This is a genomic window from Photorhabdus viridis, from assembly GCF_040256935.1.
In the GTDB taxonomy this organism is placed as follows: Bacteria; Pseudomonadota; Gammaproteobacteria; order Enterobacterales; family Enterobacteriaceae; genus Photorhabdus; species Photorhabdus viridis.
The window spans coordinates 1-359 of the sequence record NZ_JBEJZY010000317.1; the positions used below are offsets into that span (position 1 = coordinate 1).

1 protein-coding gene is annotated in these 359 nt (G+C 52.4%); it reads right to left on the reverse strand.

The window, feature by feature from the left end:
• A partial coding sequence (locus tag ABR397_RS23545; RefSeq protein ID WP_350307814.1) for an AMP-binding protein occupies positions 1-359 on the reverse strand: 359 nt, incomplete at both ends.

A 359-nucleotide genomic window follows, 5' to 3' on the forward strand; every position in this document is an offset into this window, starting at 1 on the left:
GTTTAAGCGGTTCACCCGCCAGATTGACGGTATGAACCGACGCCATCAGCGCCTGAGCCTGCAATAACGGTTTCATCGCCGACGGGACTGAGTTAATCAGGGTCACCGGCAAAGCATGCCGCATCAATGACAGGACATCACCGACCAGATGAATCGCCGCACCACAAGACAGCGGCATAAAACATTCAAAAATGGACAGGTCGAAATTCATTGACGTCGAGAAAAGCGTCTCCCGGATCTCTTCCGCACCAAAAGCCTGCTGTGCCCAGTGCAGGAAGTTCACGGTATTCCGGTGCTCAATCATCACCCCTTTTGGCACGCCCGTGGAGCCGGAAGTATAAATTACATAGGCTAAATGA